The sequence below is a fragment of the Halalkalicoccus sp. NIPERK01 genome (assembly GCF_030287405.1).
Lineage (GTDB): Archaea > Halobacteriota > Halobacteria > Halobacteriales > Halalkalicoccaceae > Halalkalicoccus.
In genome coordinates this window covers 418,671-438,575 of record NZ_JASVVV010000003.1, presented here as the reverse complement: position 1 = coordinate 438,575, position 19,905 = coordinate 418,671, and the positions used below count along the sequence as shown (strand labels likewise).

At 67.2% G+C, this 19,905-nt stretch carries 23 protein-coding genes and 1 pseudogene; 13 read left to right on the top strand and 11 right to left on the bottom strand.

Going from position 1 to position 19,905, the window contains the following annotated elements; all coding sequences use genetic code 11:
- The first annotated feature begins 41 nt into the window (after positions 1 to 41).
- The 6 genes from QRT08_RS11895 to QRT08_RS11870 are packed head-to-tail and all read left to right on the top strand — an operon-like array spanning position 42 to position 5,021.
- A complete protein-coding gene (locus QRT08_RS11895) occupies positions 42 to 629 on the top strand; it encodes a dienelactone hydrolase family protein (protein ID WP_286046173.1) in 588 nt (195 codons plus the stop codon).
- A 57-nt stretch (positions 630 to 686) separates the two neighbouring features.
- Positions 687 to 1,745, top strand: a complete 1,059-nt coding sequence (locus QRT08_RS11890) for a saccharopine dehydrogenase family protein (protein WP_286046172.1) — start codon at positions 687 to 689, stop codon at positions 1,743 to 1,745.
- A gap of 46 nt (positions 1,746 to 1,791) precedes the next feature.
- Positions 1,792 to 3,435 (top strand): CTP synthase, encoded by a 1,644-nt coding sequence (locus QRT08_RS11885; RefSeq protein ID WP_286046171.1) that lies wholly within the window; start codon positions 1,792 to 1,794, stop codon positions 3,433 to 3,435.
- Positions 3,435 to 4,352: a glutamine-hydrolyzing GMP synthase gene (gene guaA, locus QRT08_RS11880; protein ID WP_286046170.1), complete on the top strand. Its 918-nt coding sequence runs from the start codon at positions 3,435 to 3,437 to the stop codon at positions 4,350 to 4,352. The genes QRT08_RS11885 and guaA overlap by 1 nt, the downstream gene beginning before the upstream one ends.
- Entirely contained in the window at positions 4,349 to 4,663 is a 315-nt protein-coding gene (locus QRT08_RS11875) for a DUF7126 family protein (protein ID WP_286046169.1), read from the top strand. The genes guaA and QRT08_RS11875 overlap by 4 nt, the downstream gene beginning before the upstream one ends.
- A 40-nt stretch (positions 4,664 to 4,703) precedes the next feature.
- A complete protein-coding gene (locus tag QRT08_RS11870) occupies positions 4,704 to 5,021 on the top strand; it encodes a cupin domain-containing protein (RefSeq protein WP_286046168.1) in 318 nt (105 codons plus the stop codon).
- A gap of 6 nt (positions 5,022 to 5,027) precedes the next feature.
- On the opposite strand, the gene QRT08_RS11865 is transcribed toward QRT08_RS11870, so the two are convergent.
- Positions 5,028 to 5,627: a MogA/MoaB family molybdenum cofactor biosynthesis protein gene (locus QRT08_RS11865; protein ID WP_286046167.1), complete on the bottom strand. Its 600-nt coding sequence runs from the start codon at positions 5,625 to 5,627 to the stop codon at positions 5,028 to 5,030.
- A 75-nt stretch (positions 5,628 to 5,702) separates the two neighbouring features.
- Between QRT08_RS11865 and QRT08_RS11860 the strand changes: the two genes are divergently transcribed.
- Together QRT08_RS11860 and QRT08_RS11855 are read left to right on the top strand one after the other, a co-directional pair.
- Complete coding sequence (locus QRT08_RS11860; RefSeq protein WP_286046166.1) at positions 5,703 to 6,728, top strand: zinc-binding dehydrogenase; 1,026 nt, start codon at positions 5,703 to 5,705, stop codon at positions 6,726 to 6,728.
- Between the two features lie 109 nt (positions 6,729 to 6,837).
- Positions 6,838 to 7,089, top strand: a complete 252-nt coding sequence (locus QRT08_RS11855) for a DUF7977 family protein (protein WP_286046165.1) — start codon at positions 6,838 to 6,840, stop codon at positions 7,087 to 7,089.
- Here QRT08_RS11855 and QRT08_RS11850 read toward each other — a convergent pair.
- From QRT08_RS11850 to QRT08_RS11825, 6 genes are all read right to left on the bottom strand, one after another.
- On the bottom strand, positions 7,086 to 7,316 hold the full coding sequence (locus QRT08_RS11850; RefSeq protein WP_286046164.1) for a DUF8015 family protein: 231 nt from the start codon (positions 7,314 to 7,316) through the stop codon (positions 7,086 to 7,088). The genes QRT08_RS11855 and QRT08_RS11850 overlap by 4 nt on opposite strands.
- A gap of 39 nt (positions 7,317 to 7,355) precedes the next feature.
- Complete coding sequence (locus QRT08_RS11845; protein WP_286046163.1) at positions 7,356 to 8,018, bottom strand: MBL fold metallo-hydrolase; 663 nt, start codon at positions 8,016 to 8,018, stop codon at positions 7,356 to 7,358.
- A gap of 75 nt (positions 8,019 to 8,093) precedes the next feature.
- On the bottom strand, positions 8,094 to 8,324 hold the full coding sequence (locus QRT08_RS11840; RefSeq protein ID WP_286046234.1) for a DUF5615 family PIN-like protein: 231 nt from the start codon (positions 8,322 to 8,324) through the stop codon (positions 8,094 to 8,096).
- Positions 8,325 to 8,435: 111 nt separating this feature from the next.
- Positions 8,436 to 8,714 (bottom strand): DUF433 domain-containing protein, encoded by a 279-nt coding sequence (locus QRT08_RS11835; protein ID WP_286046162.1) that lies wholly within the window; start codon positions 8,712 to 8,714, stop codon positions 8,436 to 8,438.
- Positions 8,715 to 8,797: 83 nt separating this feature from the next.
- Positions 8,798 to 9,364 carry an NUDIX hydrolase gene (locus QRT08_RS11830; protein WP_286046161.1) on the bottom strand — a complete coding sequence of 189 codons (567 nt, stop codon included), beginning with the start codon at positions 9,362 to 9,364 and terminating at the stop codon, positions 8,798 to 8,800.
- Between the two features lie 22 nt (positions 9,365 to 9,386).
- The gene (locus tag QRT08_RS11825) at positions 9,387 to 10,313 is read right to left on the bottom strand and encodes a diacylglycerol/lipid kinase family protein (RefSeq protein WP_286046160.1); all 927 of its coding nucleotides are present in this window, start codon (positions 10,311 to 10,313) and stop codon (positions 9,387 to 9,389) included.
- Positions 10,314 to 10,364: 51 nt separating this feature from the next.
- On the opposite strand from QRT08_RS11825, the gene QRT08_RS11820 reads away from it, so the two are divergent.
- Complete coding sequence (locus QRT08_RS11820) at positions 10,365 to 11,057, top strand: PHP-associated domain-containing protein (protein WP_286046159.1); 693 nt, start codon at positions 10,365 to 10,367, stop codon at positions 11,055 to 11,057.
- Here the strand turns inward: QRT08_RS11820 and QRT08_RS11815 are convergent.
- Positions 11,054 to 11,464 (bottom strand): Lrp/AsnC family transcriptional regulator, encoded by a 411-nt coding sequence (locus QRT08_RS11815; RefSeq protein WP_286046158.1) that lies wholly within the window; start codon positions 11,462 to 11,464, stop codon positions 11,054 to 11,056. The two genes, QRT08_RS11820 and QRT08_RS11815, sit on opposite strands and share 4 nt — an antisense overlap.
- A gap of 102 nt (positions 11,465 to 11,566) precedes the next feature.
- On the opposite strand from QRT08_RS11815, the gene carA reads away from it, so the two are divergent.
- Positions 11,567 to 12,625 carry a glutamine-hydrolyzing carbamoyl-phosphate synthase small subunit gene (carA, locus tag QRT08_RS11810; RefSeq protein ID WP_286046157.1) on the top strand — a complete coding sequence of 353 codons (1,059 nt, stop codon included), beginning with the start codon at positions 11,567 to 11,569 and terminating at the stop codon, positions 12,623 to 12,625.
- Here carA and QRT08_RS11805 read toward each other — a convergent pair.
- The 3 genes from QRT08_RS11805 to carB all read right to left on the bottom strand — a co-directional run bounded on the left by QRT08_RS11805 (position 12,622) and on the right by carB (position 18,055).
- Entirely contained in the window at positions 12,622 to 13,437 is an 816-nt protein-coding gene (locus QRT08_RS11805; RefSeq protein WP_286046156.1) for a glycerophosphodiester phosphodiesterase, read from the bottom strand. The two genes, carA and QRT08_RS11805, sit on opposite strands and share 4 nt — an antisense overlap.
- 78 nt (positions 13,438 to 13,515) lie before the next feature.
- Complete coding sequence (locus QRT08_RS11800) at positions 13,516 to 14,217, bottom strand: SDR family oxidoreductase (protein WP_286046155.1); 702 nt, start codon at positions 14,215 to 14,217, stop codon at positions 13,516 to 13,518.
- Positions 14,218 to 14,917: 700 nt separating this feature from the next.
- The gene (carB, locus tag QRT08_RS11795; RefSeq protein WP_286046154.1) at positions 14,918 to 18,055 is read right to left on the bottom strand and encodes a carbamoyl-phosphate synthase large subunit; all 3,138 of its coding nucleotides are present in this window, start codon (positions 18,053 to 18,055) and stop codon (positions 14,918 to 14,920) included.
- 121 nt (positions 18,056 to 18,176) lie between these two features.
- On the opposite strand from carB, the pseudogene QRT08_RS18840 reads away from it, so the two are divergent.
- From QRT08_RS18840 to QRT08_RS11775, 3 genes and pseudogenes are all read left to right on the top strand, one after another.
- Positions 18,177 to 19,196: pseudogene (locus QRT08_RS18840) on the top strand (S66 family peptidase).
- 86 nt (positions 19,197 to 19,282) lie between these two features.
- The gene (locus tag QRT08_RS11780) at positions 19,283 to 19,507 is read left to right on the top strand and encodes an antitoxin VapB family protein (RefSeq protein ID WP_286046152.1); all 225 of its coding nucleotides are present in this window, start codon (positions 19,283 to 19,285) and stop codon (positions 19,505 to 19,507) included.
- Complete coding sequence (locus tag QRT08_RS11775) at positions 19,507 to 19,896, top strand: PIN domain-containing protein (protein ID WP_286046151.1); 390 nt, start codon at positions 19,507 to 19,509, stop codon at positions 19,894 to 19,896. Before QRT08_RS11780 ends, QRT08_RS11775 begins: the two co-directional genes overlap by 1 nt.
- The last annotated feature ends 9 nt before the right edge of the window (positions 19,897 to 19,905 follow it).

Genomic DNA, 19,905 nt, shown 5'->3' with positions numbered 1-19,905 from the left:
TGCGGCCCAGACCTTAAAAATATCCCCGCCGAACGACCGGTATGACCGACGTGATTCTGCCGGGCGTGCGGGACGTTCGGGGGACGCTCGACGGCGATTTCGAGCGCGTGGTCGTCGCCTGCCCGCCCCATCCACAGCACCGCGGCCACCGGGGCGATCCCCGGCTGAAAGCGGTGAGCGCGGCGCTCTCCAAGCGGGACGTGGCGTGTCTGCGTTTCGACTACGGCGAGTGGGACGAGGGCTACGGCGAGCGCGAGGACGCGAGAAACGCGATCCGGTGGGCCGCGGGGGAGTTCGATTCAGTAGGGATTTTCGGCTACAGCTTCGGCGGGGCGATGGCGATACTGGCCGCCGCGAGCGTCGAGGAGCCGGTACTGGGGGTCTCGGCGCTCGCACCCGCGGCGGGGGTGGGCAGGGACCTCGACGTAGCCGGCGCGGTCGCGGCTCTCGAGTGCCCGCTGCAGGTGCTCTACGGGACGCGCGATTCGACCGCCGAGTGGGGGCCGATCGTGGAGGCGGCGCGGAGACGAAACGCGACAATCGAGGAACTGGCCGCGGATCACTTCTTCCTCGGCAAACACGACCGGATCGCGGGGTCGGTCGCGGCCTTCTTCGCCGAACCGTTCTGATCGACGCTCGCGCCTGCCGGCCGGCCGCTTAACCACCGGCGAACCGACTAGACAGGCATGGCGACGCTTCTGATCTACGGGTCGTACGGCTACAACGGCCGGCTGATCGCCGGGGAGGCGACCGACCGGGGGCTGGAGCCGATCCTCGCCGGCCGCGACGGCGAGGCGCTCGCGGAACAGGCCGCCGACCTCGGCCTCGAACACCGCCGGTTCGACCTCTCGGATCCGGCGGTCGTCGCCGAGGAGCTATCGGACGTCGACTGCGTGTTGAACTGCGCCGGCCCCTTCTCGAACACCGCGGACGAACTCGTCGAGGCCTGTCTCGAGAGTGGGACGGACTACGTCGACATCACCGGCGAGATTCCCGTCATCGAGCGGATCAGACGCCGGAGCGACGAGGCCGAGGACGCCGGGATCACCCTCTTTCCAGCGACCGGCCTCTCGTCGGTGCCGATGGACTGCCTGGCGGCCCACCTGGCCGAGCGCCTCCCCGGGGCGACCCACCTCGCGCTCGGCGCGGAGACGTTCCGGCCGCCCTCCGTGGGCTCGATCACGACGCTGCTGGAAGGGTTGGAGGACGGCGGGGCGATCAGGGACGAGGGCAGACTGGTCCACGTCCCCGCGGGCTGGAAGTCCCGGCGGATCGACTTCGGGCGGGGGACCCGCCCCGCGGTGACGATGCCGCTGGGCGACGTTTCCACGAGCTACTACACCACGGGAGTCCCGAACGTCGAGGTCTACGTCTTCGCGCCGCCGCCGACGCGGCTGGCGCTGCGGGCCCACCGGTACGTCGCCCCGCTGCTCGCGACCGGCCCCGTTCGGGAGGGACTGAAACGGGTCGCACAGGTCGCCCGCGAGGGGCCCTCGGAGCGCGCCCGCGAGCGCGGGTCGACCTACTTCTGGGGGGAGGCCAGCGACGGGGACGAGCGCGTCGTCTCGCGCCTGCGGATGTCGGACCCATACGTCGTCACCGGGGCGTGTGCGCTCGCGGTAACCGAGCGGGTGCTCGACGGCGAAGTCTCGCCGGGCTACCGGACCCCGGCCGGCGAGTTCGGCCCGGAGTTCGTCCTCGGGATCGACGAGGCCGCGGGGTTTTTCGACGAGGGGACGCCCTGAGGGACCGTCCCGAAACGGTTTTTTATCCCCTTCGCACAGGGTCAGTATGCCGACCGAACCGGACACCGACTACGATCCTTCTCTCGGCCGCAAGTTCATCTTCGTGACCGGCGGCGTGATGAGCGGGCTGGGAAAGGGGATCACCGCCGCGAGCACGGGCAGGTTGCTGAAGAACGCCGGGTTCGACGTGACGGCGGTGAAGATCGACCCGTACCTCAACGTCGACGCGGGGACGATGAACCCCTACCAGCACGGCGAGGTATACGTATTAAAGGACGGCGGCGAGGTCGACCTCGACCTGGGGAACTACGAGCGCTTCCTCGGGGTCGACATGACCTCGACGCACAACGTCACGACGGGCAAGACCTACCAGCACGTCATCGAGAAGGAGCGCGCGGGCGACTACCTCGGCAAGACCGTCCAGATCATCCCCCACGTCACCGACGACATCAAACGAAGAATCAGGGAGGCCGCCGAGGGGACCGACGTCTGTCTCGTCGAGGTCGGGGGCACCGTCGGCGACATCGAGGGGATGCCCTACTTAGAGGCGCTCCGGCAGTTCGCCCACGAGGAAAACGAGGAGGACGTCCTCTTCACGCACGTCACGCTGGTCCCGTACTCGAAGAACGGCGAGCAGAAGACCAAGCCGACCCAGCACAGCATCAAGGAACTCCGGTCGATCGGCCTCCAGCCCGACATCGTCGTCGGGCGGTGTGACGACCGCCTCGAACCGGAGACGAAGGAGAAGATCGCCCTGTTCGGCGACGTCCCCACCGAGGCGGTGTTCTCGAACCCGGACGTCGAGGACATCTACGAGGTGCCCCTGATGGTCGAGTCCGAGGGCCTCGACGAGTACGTGATGGAACGGCTCGGCCTCGCCGGAGAGGCGCTGCCCGCGGGCGAGCGAAAGAACGAGTGGCGCGAACTCGTCACCCAGGAGGCCGACCGGAAGATCGACGTCGCACTGGTGGGCAAGTACGCCCTGGAGGACGCCTACCTCTCGATCCACGAGGCGCTGAAACACGCCGGCCTCGAACGGAACGTCGAGGTGAACGTCCGGTGGGTCGACTCGGACGAGATGGCCGCCGCCCACAAGGAACGTCTCACGGGCGCCGACGGGATCGTCGTCCCCGGCGGGTTCGGCTCGCGGGGGACGCGCGGAAAGCTCGAGGCGGTGCGCTACGCACGCGAGGAGGGCGTCCCGTACCTCGGGCTCTGTCTGGGCTTCCAGATGGCGGTCGTCGACTACGCCCGGCACGTCTGCGAACTGGCGGACGCCCACTCGACGGAGATCGACCCCGACACCGCGCACCCGGTGATCGACCTGCTGCCCGAGCAGTACGAGACCGAGGACATGGGCGGGACGATGCGCCTCGGTGCCCACGACACCGATATTCAACCGGGGACCCTCGCGAGCGAGGTCTACGGCGGTGCGAAGGTGTGTACCGAACGCCACCGCCACCGCTACGAGGTCAACCCCGAGTACATCCAGCAGCTAGAGGCCGAGGGGCTCGCCTTCTCGGGGCGGGCGAAAAACCGCATGGAGATCCTCGAACTCGAGGACCATCCCTTTTTCCTCGGGACGCAGTTCCACCCCGAGTTCCGCTCGCGGCCCGGCCGGGCGAGTCCGCCCTTCGTCGGGTTCGTGGACGCGGTCCTCGAGCGCACCACTCGGGAGGTCGAGGCCTGATGGTCCGACCGCAGGAGTTCGTCGACGAGGCGGTCGCGGAGATCCGCGAGGAGATCGGCGACGCCAACGCCGTGATCGCGCTCTCGGGCGGGGTCGACTCCTCGGTCGCGGCGGCGCTGGCCTACGAGGCCGTCGGCGACCAGCTCACTCCGGTGTACGTCGACACCGGGCTGATGCGAAAGGGCGAGACCGAGCAGGTGAGCGAAACGTTCTCGTACATGGAGTCGCTTCGCGTGGTCGACGCCGAGGAGCGCTTTCTGGACGCGCTCTCGGGCGTGACCGACCCCGAGGAGAAACGCGAGGTAATAGGGGAAGGATTCATCCGGGAGTTCGAGCGCGAGGCGCGCGACGCCGACGCCGACTTTCTAGTTCAAGGAACGATCTACCCCGACCGCATCGAGAGCGAGGGCGGGATCAAGTCGCATCACAACGTCGGCGGCCTCCCCGAGCGGATCGACTTCGAGGGGATCGTCGAACCCGTCCGCGATCTGTACAAGGACGAGGTCCGCGAGGTCGCGCGCGAACTCGGTCTCGATGAACTCGTCGCCGAGCGCATGCCGTTTCCCGGACCGGGCCTCGCGGTGCGCGTGATCGGCGAGGTCACGAAGGAGAAACTCGAGGTGGCGCGCGAGGCGTGTCACGTCGTCGAGGACGAGCTAGAGGCCTACGAGCCGTGGCAGGCGCTCGCGGCCGTGATCGGTAAGGCCACTGGGGTAAAGGGCGACAACCGGGTCCACGGCTGGGTCGTCGCCGTCCGCTCGGTCGAATCGCGCGACGGCATGACCGCCCGCGCACAGGAGATCGACTGGGAGACCCTCCAGCGCATCCAGAGCCGAATCACCGGCGAGAACGAGAACGTCGCGCGCGTGGTCTACGACGTGACGCACAAGCCGCCGGCGACCATCGAGTACGAATGAACGCCATCATCGCGGGCGAGGACGCCGAGGGACTGGGCGAGGCCCTCGAACGGGAGGGCTTCGAAGTGACTCGGATCGAGGGGTTCGCGGACCGCGAGGCGCTCGAAACCGCGGGGATCGACTCCGCTTCGGTCTTCGTGATCACGGACACGGTTCACGCCACGGGCATCCCGGTCGCGCGCGAACTGAACGAAACCGTGAAAATCGTCGTCTACGCCGATGACTCGCTGCCGGAGTTCGCCCGGCCGCTCGCGGACCTGATCGTCGATCCCGAACTGTTGGGCCCCGACGCGGTCGCCGAGGAGCTGTGACGACCGCGGGAGTTTTGGGCCGGCGCGTCGAGTCCGACGCATGGGACTCGATCGCTATCCCGACCTCGACCCCGACGAGGGCGAGGTCATAAGCGAGGAACTGGTCGCGGAGGACGACGTGCTGGTCAAGGCGTTCGCGCTCGGGCCGGGCGCCGAACTGGCGGCGCACGAACACGGCGACTCGACGAACGTCTTTCACGTCCTCGAAGGGGTCGTGACGGTGCTTCAGGGCGACAGCGAGGAGGAGGTCGCCGCGCCGGGGGTCGTGCTCCACGAGCGCGGGGTCGCCCACGGCGCGCGAAACGACACCGACGACACCGTGGTGTTCACCGCGAGCCTCTGTCCCCTGCCGTCGTAAGGCGAGTCACTCCTCGTCTTCGTCCTCCTCGGCAGCGAGATCACGGGCGGCGAGGCCGACCAGATGCGAGGCTTCCTCGACGACGATCTCCTCACATCCGAGACGGACGGCGTTCTCGCTGCCGGGAAGACAGAACACGACGACGCCATCGGCCACGCCCGCGATCGCTCGCGTGGCGACGACGTGGGTGCCGACCTCCTCGTAGGAGAGCCTGCGGAACAGTTCGCCGAACCCCGGAAGCGTCTTGCCGAGCAGCGGTTCGACGGCCTCGACGGTCACGTCGTCGGGCGTGACGCCCGTCCCGCCGGTCGTGACGATGAGGTCGACGTCGTCCCGGTCGGTGAGGGTGTCGACCGTCTGCTGGACCCGGTCGAAGTCGTCGGGAATGAGTTCGCGGTGGGCCAGTTCGATCCCGTGATTTTCGAGGATCTCGATGATCGCGTCCCCCGCGGGGTCCTCGTCGGTCCCCCGCGAGGTCGAGACGGTCACGACGCCCGCCGATATCTCCTCGGCGTCGTGGGCGTGATGGTCGTGATCGTGGTCGTGGCCCTCGCCCTCGTGGTGGTCGTGGCCGTTCCCGTGGTCGTGTCGTGTCTCCTCGGCCATAATCGACCTTCTCGCGCCAGCGTCTAAAAGGCCGCCACCAGTACAGTTTTGGGTGCGCTATCCATGCCCACGCGTATGGACGCAGTCCAGTTCGCGGAACACGGCGGGCGCGACGTAATCGAGTACGGCGAGTTCCCCGATCCCGAAATCGAGGGCGACGAGGTGCTCGTCGACGTGAAGGCCGGCGCGCTGAACCACCTCGACATCTGGACGCGAAAGGGACTCCCCGGACTCGATCTGGAGATGCCCCACGTCCCCGGCAGCGACTGTGCGGGCGTCGTGAGCGAGATCGGCGAGGACGTCACCCGCTTTTCGGAGGGCGACCGGGTCGCGCTCATCGCGGGGGTGGGCGACGAGCGCATGGACGACCCGACGCTCGACCCGCGCTTTCACATCATCGGTGAGCACGTCCGGGGGGTCCACAGCGAGTACGCGGCGATCCCCGAGGCCAACCTCGTTTCCGTGCCCGAGGGCGTCGAGTGGGAGACCGCCGCTGCCGCGCCGCTGGTCTTTCAAACGGCGTGGCGTATGCTGATCGAGCGCGGCGAACTCCAGGCCGGCGAGGACGTCCTCGTCCTCGGGGCGTCGGGGGGCGTGGGCCACGCCGCCGTGCAGGTCGCCGCCCACGCGGGCGCGACCGTCTACGCCACCGCCAGCAGCGAGGAGAAGTTGGAGTACGCCCGCGAGATCGGCGCCGACGAGACGATCAACTACGCCGAGACGGAGTTCGGAAGCGAGGTCAAGGACCTGACCGACGGGCGGGGCGTCGACATGGTGGTCGATCACATCGGCGAGGCGACGTGGGACGAGTCATTGAAGAGCCTCGCGAAGGGCGGGCGGATCGTCACCTGCGGGGCGACCACGGGGCCGAACCCCGACGCCGGGCTCAACCGGATGTTCTGGAACCAGCTCTCGGTGATCGGCTCGACGATGGCCACCCCCGAGCAGGCAGAGACGGCCCTCTCGCTGGTGTGGGACGGCACCTTCGAGCCCAAAATTCGAGAAACGCTGCCGATGAGCGAGGCCGCCCGCGCCCACGAGATCATCGAGGAGCGCGAGGGATTCGGAAAGGTAGTTGTGGTTCCGGACAGTGAACTGTAGGTGATGGGTGACTACTGTCGGTCCTGGGAGATCCGACGTCACGTGCGCACGGTTCGACAGGCTACGGCACGAGTTTGCCCTCGCTTGGCCGTCGCAGATCGGTGTGATCATGACCGACAGTAACGACCGGGGGTACGTCTACGAGCCGGGGGTCGAGCCCGCGACCAGCCCCGACGAGCGGGAGTTCGACTGGCGGGGCTGGACGCTCGTCGGCGTGATCGTTTTCGCCTTCCTCGTCGCGCCCGCGGTCATCCTCTTTCACCCGCCCGACGCCCTGCCGTTTTTCGTCGCGTACCTCGTCCTCCCCCTGCTTCCGGCGGTGCTGTTGGGGTTCGTGGCCGTCTGGTCGACGACGCGCTAGTTCGAGAGGTCCACGGGACCGACCTGCTCGACCTCGTCGGTGAGGTCCCCGACCCGGTCGACGGGGCCGCGGACGAACAGCGCGTGGGCGATCAGGGCGATGGCGAACCCGGCCGTGACGACCACGGCGGGGACCGTCCCGACCGCCGTGAACGCGCCGAGTGCGCCCCCGAGGACGAGGCTCCCGAGGACGCCGAGGAGGACGAGGTCGTAGTACTTGATCGCCATGTCTAGTCGTATCGGATCCGACCGAATAAGGGTTCGGCCTTACAGTCCGGCCGCAACCCGTCGGAGGACGGCACTCGCGCCCGCGGTGATGGGGTCGCCGTGGCCCGGCGCGCCGTAGTCGAACGTCGGCGTTCGCTCGGACAGCTTCTTGATGCTCTCGTGGTTTCGATCGGAATCCGCACACAGCCAGCCCGGCATGGGCTGGAGGGTGTGTTCGCTCTCCCGGACGCAGTCCCCGAGGAAGGCGATGTCGAACCCGGAGTGGAGGTAGACCGTGTGGCCGGCGGTGTGACCCGGCGTGCGGTAGGCCCGGAAGTCGCCGATCTCCTCGTCGTCGGTCACCGGAAGCGACGTGAGGTCGGGGAAATCGAGGTTTCGACCCAGAACGCGCTGCATGAGCCCCTTCGCGTTCGAGAGCGGCGGCTTCGCCGCCCCCGTCACGTAGGTCGCGTCGGGTTCGCCCGCGTGGATCGGGGCGTCGAGGCCGAGGGAGGCGAGCGCGCCGACGTGGTCGTAGTCGTAGTGGGTGAGGAGTACGCGATCCACGTCGACGACGGCGTGACCGAGCGCGCGGATCCCGTCGCGGATCGGCTTCGCGCTCCCCGGAACCCCGGCGTCGACGAGCGTGAGGTCGCCGTCGTCGACGAGGTAGACGTTCGAGGGGTCGTCGACGAGGCGATAGACGCGGCTGTCGAGTGCCATACACGCGCTTCTCGCGCCGGAGACAAAAAGGCCCTCAGTCGGAGTCCCGGCGCATCGCGATCTCGGGGACGGAGGTCACAGCCAGCCGTCCAGCCACTCGATGTGACCTCGCATCTCGTCCGGAGTGAAGAACCCGTCGATCTGTCTGATCGCACGCAGGAACTCCTTGGGAGCGAGCGTCTGTCGCTCGTAGTAGACGATTCCGGCGTGTGAGCGGTCCCGTGCGAGCCGGACGAAATCGTCGTCGTTGGTGAGAACGACGAGTCCATCACGTCGGCAGCGATCGAGGTGGTTGACGTCTTCGATTCCGCCTTCGTAATCCCGGCCGACGGCTCAAACCTCGTAGCCGTTCGAGCGGAGGATCGTGACGTACGCGCTCGCGACGTGCTCGTCGGCCAGGAATCGGAGCCGCTCCATCTACTGTATCGCGGCGTCCGGCGCTTTCGACTGCGTTTTCAACCGCTCGACCGTCTCGCGACGGCGCTGCCTGATCGCGTCCATCTCCTCGGGGTGATCGTAGTAGTACGCGAGCGCCGTGTGGACCTCGGCCAGGGAGATGTCGAGCTGATCGGCGATGTACTCCGGCGAGTAGTCGCTGTCGACGATCATCTCCCCGATCTGGAAGACGGAGATACGTCGTCCGTCGAGACGGGCTTTCCCGCCGAGTACACCCTCGGTTCGGACGATCTCGGTCATCGATACCAGTTCGTGTCCGTCACACATAAGCGCTCGCCAGCGATCCGGGACGACGAAAACGGCCCACCGGATCCGAAAGCGTATCAGTCGAAGTCCCGGCGCATCGCGATCTCGAACCACGGACAGAGCCGAAGCTGGCGGTACCAGTTCGGGTTGTCGTAGAGGCGCTCGTAGGGCACCCACAACAGCCCCGCCACTTCGGCCTCGTCGGGGTTCAGGGCCGTGTCGTCGAGCGTGCATTTGAGGACCGAACAGACCTCCCACTCGACGCCCTCGTTGGGGTAGTAGCGCTTGTACTCGAACTTGTCGGTCACGCGCAGGTCGGTGTACTGGCTCGACTCGACGCCGAGTTCCTGGGCGAGTCGGGCCTCGGTGGCCGCCTCCTGGCTCTGGCCGTCGACGGGGTGGGAGGCGACGGTTCCGTCCCAGTAGGTGTCCCAGAGGCGTTTCTCGGGGCTTCGCTGGGCGAGCAGAACGTGACCGTCGTGATCGAAGACGAGCGCCGTGAAGGCCCGGTGGCGGATCCCGTCGCCGGTGTGGGCTTCGAGCCTGTTCACCACGCCCTGCTTGGTGTCGTCGGCGTCGACCGCGACGACGTTCTGACGGGCGTTCTCGTGGGTCTCCTCGCCCGCCGAGTCCTGAACGCTCATACCCCGATATCTGCGGGCGGGGTCAAACATCCTCCGGTTCGGGCGGAACCGGGTCGTAGGCGTCGCCGACGCGGACCGCGAGGGTCCGCGGCCGGACGCGACACGAGAGGCGGTCGAACTCCGCGATCTCCCCGTCGAAGCTGAACGACACCGGCTCCCCGCCCCTGACCTCGACGGTCATCGACGGGGCCGTAAACCGGTGGATGCTGCTCACCTCGCCGCCGAGCAGTCGCCGGGCCGCGGTCTCGCGCACCAACTGCCCCGTCGAGACGTCCTCGATGATCGTCGCCTCGAACAGGCCGTCCTCGACGTTCGCCTGCTGGCTCCCGCCGGCGGGGAATCGACGGGCGTTGCCGATCAGGGCGAACATCGCGTCGCCGTCCCAGACCTGGCCCTCGTCCTCGGCGTGGACGTGAAGCGGGATGGACTCGAAATCGCGCATCCGGTCGATCGTCCTGAAGACGTACGCGAGTTCGCCGAATCGGCCCTTCAGCTCCGAGGAGGTCGCCTCGCTGGCGTCGGCTGTCAGCCCGCAGACACACGAGTTGACGAACAGTTCGTCGCCGGCGACCCCGAGGTCGATCCGTCGGGTCTCGCCCCCCGCGAGCAGCGAAAAGCCGTGTTCGACGCCCTCGATGCCGACGTTGCCCGCGAAGTTGTTGCCCGTGCCCGCGGGGATCACCCCCAACGTCGTCGCGTCGAGGGCGTCGGCCGCGTCGATCCCGCGGACGACCTCGTTTACCGTTCCGTCGCCGCCACAGGCCCCGATCCGGGTCGCGCCCGCCTCGACCGCCTCGCGGGCCAACGAGACGGGTTCGCCCGCCTCCTCGGAGACCGCGAGTTCGAAGCCGTGTTCGGCCGCCAGTTCGCGGATCTCCGATATGTCGTCGTCGCCTCCGCCGCTCTCGGGGTTCACCACGACGACACAGTCGCCCTCGTCACCGGCCATACCCGATCGAGGAGACCCAAACGCAAAGCGTTGGCGACACGTAGCGGGGGTGTGCTCTCGCTCGATCTCCACGCCCACACGCGATTCTTCCACGGCCACGACCGCCTCGCTGCTCAGTTCGACCCCTACGGCCACGCCGCCCTCGCCGCGGTCGCCAGGCGTCGCGGGCTCGATGGGGTGGCGCTGACGAACCACGACTACTACCGGCCGCTCGGCGATCCCGTCGGGGAGTTCCTCTCGATCCCGGGGATCGAGATCTCGACGACGAAGGGCCACGTCGTCGTCCTCGGACCCGACCCGCCCACCCGGACGGAGAAAGGGGAACTCACCCCCGAGGAGGCGGTCGAACTGGCCCACGACCGGGGCTGTGTGGCGATCATCGCCCACCCGTTTCGCAACAGCACGATCCGTGAGACCGACGTCGCCTTCGACGCGATCGAATGCAACGGCAAACACCCCCGGACGTGGCCGCTGGTGCGGGAGATCGCACGGGAACGGGGGATCCCGCTGGTCGGCGGCAGCGACGCTCACTACCCGATCGAGGTCGGACGCGCCTACACGCGGGTCGACGCCGACCCCACTCCCGAGTCGGTCGTCGAGGCGATCCGGGCGGGACGGGTCGAACCCGAGGTCGCAGGCGGCTCCCTCGCGCGACTCCTCCAGCGGGGCTATCGCCGGATCCACGAACGCAAGGGTCAGCTCACGGATTCGACGCCCGGCGTCGGCACGCCCCCGGAGGGCTAGCGCTGTTCGTCGAGGATCAGCCGCGTGGTGGTGCTGACGACCTCGTCCATGTCGCGGGCGCGCGTGATGAGGTCGTTGACCTCGCGCGTGTCGGCGGCGTCGACGACGAGGACGACGTCCTCCTCGCCGCTGACCTGCCAGACGAAGTCGACGGCGCTCCAGTCGGCCATCCGTTCGGCGACCTCGGTGGTGTCGACCGCGACGTCGACGCCGAGTTCGATCATCGCCTTGATGTTGCCCGTCCGGGTCGCGACGGTAAAGCGCTCGATGACGCCGGTTTCGAGCATCCGGTCGACCCGGTTTCTGACCGTCCCCTCGCTGGTTCCGACCCGATCCGCGATCTCCGTGTACGGGATCCGGGCATCCCGGCGCAGCACGTCGAGGATCTCTCGATCCAACTCGTCCATTGAGATCTACGGGTTGAGTACCGGGGAGCTTTATCGTTACGAAATTCGTAACTTCGCTTCGAAAGCAAGGTTTATACTCGGCGTGTTCGTACGCATCTCGTAATGTCGGACGCCTACCTGGCACTCGAGGGGGGTCGCGTACTCGAAGCACGCGCTCGCGCACCCGGAACCGCGCGAGGGGAGCTGGTCTTCACGACCGCGTACACGGGCTACGAGGAGAGCCTGACCGACCCCTCCTACGAAGAACAGGTGTTGACCTTCTCCTATCCCCTGATCGGGAACTACGGCGTTCGAGAGGAGCGATTCGAGTCCGAGCGGGTCCACCCACGGGCCGTCGTCGCACTCGAACTCACCGACGACGTCGCCGCGTGGCTCGAACACGAGGAGATCCCCGCGATCGACCACCTCGACACGCGGGATCTCGTCACGGAGATCCGCGATACGGGCGCGATGAAGTGCGGGATCGCCGCCGGCCCCGACGCCACTCCCGAGGACGCGCTCGCCGAACTCGCCGAGTGCAAGGGGATGAGCGAGCACACCGACATCGGCGCGCAGGTCAGCGTCGACGAGCGCTACACCGTGGAAGGCGGCGAGTACGACGTCGCGCTGATCGACTGCGGCGCGAAGGGGTCGATCACCTCCTCGCTGACCGACCGCGGCGCGGACGTCCACGTCCTGCCCTACGACACGACGCCCGCGGAGATCCGGGAGTTGGACCCGGACGTGCTGTTCATCTCGAACGGCCCGGGCGACCCCGCGAACTTCACCGCGGCACGGGAGTTGGTCGAGGAGTTCGTCGGCGACCTCCCCATCGCGGGGATCTGTCTCGGCCAGCAGATCGTCGCCCGTGCGCTGGGCGGCGAGACCGAGAAGATGGTCTTCGGGCACCGCGGCGTCAACCAGCCCGTTCGTGACCTGCGCTCCGGACGGGTGGTGATGACGACGCAGAACCACGGCTACACGGTCGCCGAGCCCGGTCCGGAGCTCGACGTGACCCAGGTGAACGTCAACGACGACACCGCCGAGGGGCTCGAGAACGACGAGCTGGACGTGATCACACGCCAGTACCACCCCGAGGCGAACCCGGGGCCCCACGACTCGCTCGACTTCTTCGACAGCGTCCTCGAACTGGCCGACCGGCCGGTCGCGACCGCCGACTAGGGCGGGAGCACCCGCCGGGGCGTCAGTACGTCGCTGTAGTCGGTGATGACGCCGTCGACGTCGCTGGCCGCGAGGAGCGCGGCCTCGTACCGGGTGGCGGGCGACCAGACGTTGATCCGCATCCCCGATTCGTGTGCCCGGTCGACGAGGTCGGTTCTATCGCCGACGGCGGCGTCCGTGAGGAGGTAGGCGGCGGGGTGGATCGCCGTACAGCCGTATCGGCGGGCGAGGGCCAGACCGGTCTCGGGGTCCTCGCCGAACAGGACGGCGGTCGGGACGTCGGAACCCTCGCTCACGGCCGCCAGCGCGCCCTCCCAGAACGTCGAGACGAGGACCCGGTGGTCGAACCCCGCGAGGGTGTCGAGCGCCGAACGAACCCAGTCCCAGTTCTCGGCCGGCCCGTCCCCGGTCGAGAGGACGCCGAACCTGCCCTTGAGGTCGAGGACGACGCCGACGTCCTGCGGGACGGCGGCGAGCGCCCGGTCGAGACGCGGGATCGAAAAGTCGCTCTCGAGCACCTCGGTCCCGAAGACGACCTCGCTCGGGGTCCGGGCGACGAGGCCGCTCCGGGCGGTGAGGCGGTCCAGCCGGTGGTCGTGAAACACGGCGAGGTCGCCGTCGGCGGTCGGGCGACAGTCGATCTCGATCCAGTCGGCTTCCTTCCCGGCGGCCCGGATCGCGCCCACGGTGTTCTCTGGGTACTGCCCCGCGAAACCGCGGTGGGCGATCAGCGACGGGGTCCCCTCGGGGGGCGAGGGCCGAACCCCCGATTCGACCGCCCACATCGGCTCGACGTCCCGATCGGAAGCCATCGGCGGGCCGTTGCTCGCGCGAGCGTATCACTCTTGCTAACTGGCGACTGGGGTCGGTTCCGAACCCCTAGTAGGCATCTATACCGCGCTCGGCTCGGTCCACGTCATCGGAACGACGTTTTTCGGCGACCCCCGAAGCCCCTCGCGGCTCACGACCTCGAAGGTGCGGTTCTCCGCGTCGGGCGTGAAAGGGGCGGCGACCATCAGGCGCGCGACGTCGGCCCGGGAGATCCGCCCTGAGACCGAGTCGCCGCCCTCGCCGACGACGACCTCCCCCGTCGGCGGGCCGTTCGTCAACCCGCCCGGCCGGAGGATCGTGTAGGGCACGCCCGACTCCCGGAGGTGGCTCTCCGATTCCTCCTTCGCCCGCAGGATCGGCCCGATGAGGACCCGTGCGGGGAGGGGAAGGCCCTCCTCGGCATCGCCCACCCCGAGCGATGACTCGAAGACGAACCGCTCGATCCCCTCCTCGCTCGCGGCGTCGACGAGGTTGCTCACGCCCTCGCCGTCGACGAACTCGCCGAAGAGCGCGTCGAGTCCCGGCTTCGTCCCCACGGCACAGAGGACGGCGTCGACGTCCCGCACCGCGCGGTCGGCGTCCGCCCGGTGGAGGAGGTTGCCGACGATCACCTCGTCGGCTCCCAACCGCTCCAGTCGACCGACCGTTTCTGGGTCGCGCGTCATCGCGCGGACCCGGAGGTCCGTGGTCCGAAGGAGGTTCATGATCTCGCGGCCCGTCTCCCCGCTCGCGCCCGCCACCAGCACGGTTTCGATGGCCATGACTCGAGTGAGAACCGCGAGGCGGTTGAAGGTTTACCCGGCGAGGTGTGATCTTCGCTTTGAACCCACTACCAATTACGGTGGGATCGACCGTCCGACCCTGTATCCCACTCATCGCTGCGCTTTCGTCATCCGCCACTCGGGAAACCGCCGTGAAACAGCGAGAAGCGGAAGTATCGGAGCGGTCTTGATCTCCACAACGATTTTATAGTATAATAACCAAAATTTTTGAGATGTATCGACGTCGATTGCTCGGGTCGCTCGCTGGTGTTTTTGCGGCGTGTACGGGAGGGTGTAGTCGGACTTCGAGGGCGAGAGTATCTCACACGCTGATATGTTTCGAAAACGAAACGGACGATCCGGCGACGATTTCGTGTACGATCCGGCGGCGCGACGCGATTCCGTTTATTCAATCCGAGACCGTCTTTTCGGACCAGCTATCGGTAGCACCCGATCGAGCGACACTGATCCATGATGTCGTCCGACCCAGTCGGAAATACGCGCTCGAACTCGAATTCGACCCCCGTGACGACGTATCACACGAATTCACAGGCCATCACGGTGTTCTGTACGTCGTAATCGGATCGGACCGAGTCGACTTCGTCCCCGAATCTGCAGAAGGGTGAGATGGCCGCCACGCTAGTTTCGTGACGGTTCCTGCCATCCGTCCGGTACGCGTTGGAAATTCACTCGCCGTCGGTCACCGGCCCCACTCTGCCTCTCGAACGGGGCGCTCGGAGACCGCCCGCACGTCGAGGGGTTCGTCGCGGGCGCTGAGCGCGTCCAACGCCGCCTGCACGCTCGGCGCGGTCGAGTAGTAGGTGACGTCCTCCTCGACGGCCGTCTGGAGTGACTCGCGGTCGCGCGTGATCACGAGGTCGACCTTCCCCTCGCGGATCGCCTGCGGGACGTCCTCGTACTCCTTGACCTCGTAGAACTCCTCGAATCCGTCGACGTCGAGGTCGATCACGGCGGTCCCGCCCCGCGGCAGGACCGCCCCGGCGGCCTGCTGGGCCTTCCAGTAGGCCTTGCCGAACGAGTCGGCGGTGCCCATGACTTCCCCGGTGGATTTCATCTCGGGGCCGAGCCGGGGGTCCGATCCGGGGAGGCGGTCGAACGGGAGGACGACCTCCTTGACGCTGGTCTGTTCGGGAATCCCCTCGGAGACGTCGAGATCGTCGATGCTCGCGCCCGCCATCACCTGCGCGGCGATCTTCGCGATCGGAACTCCCGTCGCTTTCGAGACGAACGGCACGGTGCGGGAGGAGCGCGGATTGGCCTCCAGGACGTAGACCTCGCCGTCGTAGACCGCCAGTTGGACGTTGAGCAGTCCCACGGTGTCGAGCGCGCGGGCGATCTTCTCGGTCACCTCGCGGATGCGTCCCATCGCGTCGGCCTCGAGCCAGCGCGGGGGGATCATACACGCCGAGTCGCCCGAGTGGACGCCCGCGGTCTCGACGTGCTCCATGATCCCGCCGATCAGGACGCGCTCGCCGTCGCTCACGGCGTCGACGTCGAGTTCGACGCCCCCCTCGAGGAACTTGTCGACGAGGATCGGCTTGTCGGGCGCGACCCGCACCGCCTCCTCGATGTACTCCTCCAGTTCCGCGTCGGAGTGGACGACCTCCATCGCCCGGCCACCGAGGACGTAGGAGGGCCGCACCAGCACCGGATAGCCGATCCCGTGGGCGAGATCGAGGGCCTCGGCCTCGCTCGTGGCGGTCCCGCCCTCCGGCTGGGCGATCCCCAGTTCGTCCATCAGCTGGTTGAACCGGTCGCGGTCCTCCGCTAAGTCCATCGCGTCGACGGTCGTGCCCAGCACCTCGCAGTCCAGTCCACGCCGCTCGATCTCCTCCTCGAGGGGTTCGCCGATGTCGACGGAGGTCTGGCCGCCGAACTGGATCATCGCGCCGTCGGCACCCGTGGTCTCGATCACGTCCGCGACCTCCTCCGCGGTGATGGGTTCGAAGAACAGCCCGTCGGAGGTGTCATAGTCCGTCGAAACGGTCTCGGGGTTGTTGTTGACGACGTGAGCCTCGATCCCGTTTTGCCGGAGTGCTTGGACCGCATGCACCGTACAGTAGTCGAACTCGACGCCCTGGCCGATCCGGATGGGGCCGCCGCCGACGATCACGACGCTCTCGACGTCGGTGTCGACCTGCACCTCGTCGCGGCCCAGTCGGTCGCCGCGGGCGCGCGCCGAGTAGTAGTACGGCGTCGAGGCCGCGAACTCCCCGGCGCAGGTGTCGACCTGCTTGAAGTCGCGCTCGGGCGCGCTCTCCTCGACCGCGTCGATCGCGCCGCCGTCGGCCTGCGGGATCGTCGACGCCTCGCTGGCGTCGATCCCCGCCGCGACCTGCGCGTTGGTGAAGCCGATCTCGGCCGCGCCCGCGAAGTCGCCGTCCTGTGCGGCGTCGGCCGCGCGGGCGACGGTCTCGTAGCGCTCCGTGTACCACTCCTTGATCCCGGTGAGTTCGCACACTTCCTCGACCGAGTAGCCCCGCGAGAAGGCCTCGAACATCCCGTAGTGGCGATCCGGCGAGGGCGTCTCGAGGTAGTCGGTTTCGAGTTCGGCGTCCGAAAGCTCCTTCCAGTCGACGTCGGGGACGTACTCCGTCGAACGAAGCGCCTTCAACAGCGACTCCTCGAAGGTCCGCCCGATCGACATCGCTTCTCCAGTGCTTTTCATCGCGGTGCCGAGTTCGAAGTCGACCTCGTCGAACTTGTCCTTGGGCCAGCGCGGAACCTTCGTCACGACGTAGTCGATCGCGGGCTCGAAGGCGGCGGTGGTCTCGCCGGTGATCTCGTTGTCGATCTCGTGGAGCCGTTTGCCCAGCGCGACCTTCGCGGTCACGCGCGCGATGGGATAGCCCGTCGCCTTCGAGGCCAGCGCCGAGGACCGGGACACGCGGGGGTTGACCTCCACCACCCTGTATTCGCCGCCGGGCGTGCCGTCGTCGCGCCAGGCGAACTGGATGTTACAGCCGCCCTGGATGCCCAGATCCCGGATGACCTCCAGTGCCGCCGAGCGCATCTCCTGGTGGCCGTCGTCGGGGATCACCTGCGAGGGGGTGACGACAGTGGACTCACCAGTATGAATGCCCATCGGGTCGATGTTCTCCATGTTGCAGATGATGATGCACGAGTCGTCCGCGTCGCGCATCACCTCGTACTCGAGTTCGACCCAGCCGGCGATCGATTCAGTAATGAGGACCTCGTTGTTGCGCGAGAGGCGAAGCCCCCTGCGGACCGACTCTTTCAACTCGTCCATCTCCTCGACGACGCCCGACCCCGACCCGCCGAGCGTGTAGGTCGTGCGCATGATCACGGGCAGGCCGCCGACGGCCTCGACCGCCGACTCGACCTCGGAGACCGACTCGATAGTGCGCGAGCGGGGCATCGGCTGGCCCAACTGCTCCATGCGCTCGCGGAACTGGTCGCGGTCCTCGGTCGCGTAGATCGTCTCCAGGGGCGTGCCCATGATCTCGACGTCGTGCTCCTCGAGGACGCCCTCCTCGGCGAGTTCCGCGGTCACGTTGAGCCCCGTCTGCCCGCCCAGTCCGGCGATCACGCCGTCGGGACGCTCCTTCCGGATGATCTCCGCGATGGCCTCGGTCGTGATCGGCTCGATGTACACCTTGTCGGCCATCTCGGGGTCGGTCATGATCGTCGCGGGGTTCGAGTTGACGAGGACGACTCGGACTCCCTCCTCTCGAAGCGCCCGGCAGGCCTGCGCGCCCGAGTAGTCGAACTCGGCGGCCTGTCCGATCTGGATCGGGCCGCTCCCGATGAGAAGGATCGTCCGTTGCTCCCCGTCGACCGTGTCCTCGTCGCTCATCACCCGGACCCAGTTCGCACATCGTAATAAGAGGAACGATACGCTGTGAAAAACGAAGCGAGATTTCGAAATTCGAATCCATCGGAACGACCATACCAGACCCGCGAGAACCACCAATGTGATCGATCCGATTCACCCGCCGCCGCTCGAACCGGGTGATGGCATCGCGCTCGTCGCTCCGTCACGCCCGATCGGGGACGACCGGCTGACGATCGCGCGCGATCGGCTTCGCGAAGTCTTCGACCTCGAACCCGTCGTCTTCGACACCGCGACGCGCGAAACGAAGTGGCTCGAAGCGAATCCCGCCGCCCGCGCCGAGGACCTCATGCGGGCGTTCGAGGACGACTCGATCCGCGGAGTGATGGCCGTCACCGGCGGCGACGACCAGATTCGAATCCTCCCGCACCTCGATCCCGACCGGCTGACCGACAGCCCCACGCGCTTTTTCGGCTACAGCGACAACGACAACGTCCGGCTCTTCCTCTGGAACCGCGGGATCGTGAGCTACGGCGCGGTCTGCATGCCGACGCTCGCAGTCGATCGCGAGATCCACCCCTACACCGAGCGGTACCTCCGACGGGCCTTCTTCGAGGATCGAATCGGCGAGATCCGCCCCGCCGAGGAGTGGACGGAGGGGTGGTACGACTTCGAGACGCGCGAGCCACGCGAGTGGCACGAAAGCGACGGGTGACGCTGGCGAGGAGATCAGGAGGTTTCGGGCCGACTCTGGGGCGGCTGTTTCGCGATCCTGAACTGGCAGCTCCAGACGGGCCGCTATCTTCCGAGTCCGGATGCACTTGATGGTGCGGTGTTGGCTCTCGAAACCAGCGAGGAGGTCCCGCTGGCACAGGACGTGGGCTACCTGCTCCGATCGCTCGGCGAACGTGGCTAGTTACGGCGGTTTTCGGGCGTGATGGTCGGCCGCCCGCGGGCGTTTTCGCCGCATGTGGATCGTAAAGTCGGTTTCGAGGACTATCGCGAGCGGCTCTACGGCGAGATCCGCGAGCAGCTGACGGAGTACAACCCCGACGCAACGGGCGTCTTCGACGTCGATTTCGGGCATACGGATCCACGGATTCCGATCCCGGTCGGTGGCGAGGTGCGATTGGAGCCGGGGAAAGAGCGGATCGTTTTCGAGTGATCGGACTATCGTCTGTCCGCGTTCGACCTACAGCAGCAATCCGAATAGCAGGCACTCTTTTACCCACACAGCACACACAGAACACCATGGGAGCGAAGAACATCTCGATTCCGGAGTCGGTTTACGAGCGGCTGAAAGACGAGAAGCGCGACGACGAGAGCTTCGGCGACGCAATCGACCGGCTGCTGAATTCGCGCCCGCTCGGGGAGTTCTGGGGGGCGTGGAGCGAGGAAACCGCGGATCGAGCCAGAGAAGCGATCCGCGGGGGACGCGAGCGCTCGAACGAGAAGATCGCGGAACGATACCGCTGATGGTCTGTCTCGACACCTCGTTTCTGATCGACGTTCTCGAAGCGAACGAGGACGCACGGGAACTGATGGGCGAACTCGACGGAGAACGGGAACATCTCTCGGTGACGCCGGTGACTGCCTCGGAGCTATGGATCGGTGGACATCTCGGATCACGAGCGGAGTACGAAGCGACGCGCGAGTTGCTCCAGTCGCTGACGTGGCTCAATTTCTCGCGGGATTGTGCGCGTCGAGCGGGTGACTTACAAGCCGATCTTATCCGAAAGGGCGGAGAGCTCGGAGTTGCGGACTGCATGATTGCGGCAATCTCACTCGAACACGACGAACGTCTCGTAACGGGAGATTCGGATTTCGAACGGGTTCCGAATCTCCGCGTACAGACGTATAAATAAAACGTAAAA